4 protein-coding genes and 1 pseudogene are annotated in these 3,074 nt (G+C 69.3%); all 5 read right to left on the bottom strand.

The genetic code is table 11. From position 1 onward, the window contains the following. Positions 1-1,445 (bottom strand): hypothetical protein (locus GGD82_RS20670; protein ID WP_221240842.1); only part of this gene is annotated, 1,445 nt, incomplete at its 3' end. A gap of 96 nt (positions 1,446-1,541) precedes the next feature. Further along, positions 1,542-1,679, bottom strand: coding sequence for a hypothetical protein (locus GGD82_RS20665; RefSeq protein WP_170284515.1), 138 nt, complete (start codon positions 1,677-1,679; stop codon positions 1,542-1,544). Next, on the bottom strand, positions 1,679-1,999 hold the full coding sequence (locus GGD82_RS20660; protein ID WP_150064305.1) for a phage tail assembly protein: 321 nt from the start codon (positions 1,997-1,999) through the stop codon (positions 1,679-1,681). The genes GGD82_RS20665 and GGD82_RS20660 overlap by 1 nt, the downstream gene beginning before the upstream one ends. A gap of 140 nt (positions 2,000-2,139) precedes the next feature. Beyond that, positions 2,140-2,655 carry a phage major tail tube protein gene (locus GGD82_RS20655; RefSeq protein WP_170284516.1) on the bottom strand — a complete coding sequence of 172 codons (516 nt, stop codon included), beginning with the start codon at positions 2,653-2,655 and terminating at the stop codon, positions 2,140-2,142. 134 nt (positions 2,656-2,789) lie between these two features. Beyond that, positions 2,790-3,074, bottom strand: a pseudogene (locus GGD82_RS20650) (hypothetical protein); the annotation flags it as partial.

Raw genomic sequence — 3,074 nt, 5'->3', positions numbered from 1 at the left:
CCAAGCATCACCACGGAGCCGATCAGCCCCGCGTTCATGGTGATGATCACGCCGAGGATGGCGTTGTCCCAGCCGCCGATCGCCTGGACCACGCGGCCGACGCGGGCGCCGAACGTGCGCAGCCCCGCGAGCACGCCCGACCAGTCCACCCGATCGAGGGCGGCGGTCAGGCGCTCGACCACGGATCCGATCTCGGTCGCGATCACCTCCCGGTTGGCGGCGATCCAGTCCCCGAGTTTGCGGATCATCGGAATCAGCACCGGCGCCAGCCGGGCGGCGATGGTCTTGGACAGCCCGCCCATGATGCCCGTCAGGCGGCGCAGGCCATCCGAGAGGGAGCGCGCGCTCGCGATATCCTCGGGGGTGAGGATCTGACCGGAGGCCTCCGCCTCCGCCCGCATGTGGCGCAATTCCTCGGTCGAGGCGGACAGCATTTCCACCATGTGCTCGCCGGTCCCGCCGAACAGCTCGTCGGCCAGGCGCGCGCGGGCGGAGACGTCCCCGATCCCCTCCATCTTGCCGCGCACCAGCTCGAACAGGGCCTCGGTGTCGTCCTTGGTGGCGTTGATCTGCTCTTGCGTCAGGCCCAGGCGCTGGAAGGCCTCCGCCCCTTCGCCCCCGCCTTCACCCGCAAACTCATCGGCCCGGAGGGAGAGTTCCTTGAGGCCGTCGATCATGGCGTCCTGGTCGGCGCCGAACCGCCCGCCTACCGCGATCAGGCCTTGTAGGGCGTCCGCGCCGATGCCCAGGCGGCGCGCCCACAAGTCGATTTCCCGGCCGGAATCCGCGAAGCCCTGAACCATGGAGCCCAGGCTGACCGAGGCCAGCCCGCCGCCGATCAACCCGCCCAACCCCGACGCGCCCACCAGTCCGGACAGCCGCCCGGCCACGGCGCCGGCGGCCAGGGCCGCCCCGCCGGCGGCGCGGCGGATGCGGTCAAAGCGATCCTCGATCCGGGCCAAGGCGTTCGCGCGGCGGGTGGCGCGCGCGATGTCGTCGGCCAGGCGCCGGGCTTCCGCCCCGGCGTTGTTCGTGTCCACACCGGCCTCGCGCAGGGCCTCGCCCATGCGGTCCGTGGACGCCCTCATGCTCTCCGTGCGCCGGCGCAAGGCGGCCTGTTGTCGTTCCAAGTGGGCCACATGCTGGGTCGCGCGCTCGAAGGCGCGGCCGGAGCCGTTGGTCTCTTCCGTCACGCGGGCGAGCCTTTCCCGGGCGGCGGTCAGCTCGGTGTCCAGGCCCGCCAAGGCGCGGGTGTTCTGCCGTGTCCGCGCCCGCATGGACCGGAACGCGTTCAACTGTTCCGCCGAACGTTCCAGACCGCCCAGCCGCTCCGTCGCCGCGCGCGCGCCGCCGCTCATCTGGCGCGCGGCTTCCCGCACCCGACGCAAGGGTGCCGTGGCGTTGTCGATCGCCGCAAGGGCGATGGAAAGGGACAGGTCGGCCATGGTGGTGTCCTTCTATCGCCGCAGCGCCGTCCTGCGGACGTCGCGCGGCTCCGGGCCTAAAGGCCCGCCCGGGCGGTCGCCCGGGTTTGGCGTTCCTTATCCCCGTCCGGCCTTTGCGGCCTCGGTCTGAGCGGTCAGGAGTTCGACGGCCAGGTCGTAGGCTTCGGCGTAGCGATCGAGGGGGAGGCCGTCGAAGACGTCCGGCGGGAACGAGCCCGGAAAGGCCTGCATCATCACACCCCAGGCGGCGCGGGCGTCGTCGGGGATTCCCCCTCGACCCCGGCCGCAGGCGGCGCGAAAAAACCCAACACCTCCGCCGTGAGGGTCAGCAGGTCGGACGGATGCAGCTCCGCCAGGTGCACGCCCGCGACCGCGTCCAGGCTGATCCGGGGGACGATGGTCAGGATCGCGTCGGTCTCGGCCTCTTCCAGGCGGGCGAGCCGCAGGCCGCGCAGGTCGCCCGCCTTTGGCGCGCGCAGGCGGATCCGGTCGAGGGTCTTGTCCTTCCCGAACGGGATCGGGTGGTGAAGTGTGACGGTGCGGATCTCGGTCATGTTTTTGTCTCCGTATCGCCGCAGCGTCGTCCTTCGGACGCCGCGCGGCTCCGGGCCTAACGGCCCGCCCGGGCGGTCGCCCGGGTTTGGTGTTCCTTATCAGCGGCGTTCCAACCGGCTCGACCGGGCCGAACAGAACATCAACTCACCAATCCAATCGCTTTCCGGATGTCCGCCTGACGGTCGATCCCGTCGACGATCTCGGTGCCCGCGATCAGGTCGATCTCGATCACGGTCTCGCCGTTGACGCGGTAGCGGTAATAGGAACAGGGGACCTCAACGGTCATCTTGGCGACCTCGCCCAGCTTGGCGGTGCCGTGGCTGATCTTCTTCCAACGCCCGCGCACGGCGACCTCAATGGCGTCGGTGTTGGCGTCGTTCTCGTCCGAGCGCGCCCCGGCCAGGAAGCGCACCGGGATGCCGCCGGCGCCGAACAGCCCCCAGGCGCGCAAGACGTCCTCGTTGAACTCGGTCAGGGTGAACGACAGCGACAGGCCGGACAGGCCCAGGTCGGTCTCGACCGGGCCCAGCATGCCGGCATTCCGCAGGCTTTCCGTTGCCCGTTCCAGTTCGGGCAGGGTGACGTCCTCGGCGAGGCCCGCCATGGAGCGGCCGTCGACAATGACCGTCCAGTTGCGGATCGTTTTCGCAAGCATCGGTGAGTCCTTTCGTGAACTCGACCCGTCCCACTCCCCAACCCGACCACCCCCATACTGAACCATTGGGGATACTGGCGTTGGGTGGCCGGGTGGGGGAGCGGGGCGGATCAGACTCCGGCGCAGCCGGGAGGTTAAGCCGCCATCTGAGCGGCGAAGTCGACAAGGTAGTCACTGGTAATGGTCTGCTCGAACAGCAGGTTTTCCAGCGGCGGCACCGGGGTGTAGTCGTAAGAAATCACCAGCTTGCCGTCGTAGAGCTGCGTCGCGGTGTTCTTTGCCGGGTCGAACCAGGCGCTCCCACCGATCAGGTAGCCGCGCCCGACCTGAGCAACCGGAAACATTGGTAACGTTTTGGACCGATGACATAGGTAACACTTTTTGCCTCTGATCACCGCCTGGACCCGGGTCTGGATCGC

Origin of the sequence: Roseospira marina (genome assembly GCF_014197855.1) — a bacterium.
Classification (GTDB): domain Bacteria; phylum Pseudomonadota; class Alphaproteobacteria; order Rhodospirillales; family Rhodospirillaceae; genus Rhodospira; species Rhodospira marina.
This window is presented reverse-complemented; position numbering and strand designations above follow the sequence as displayed.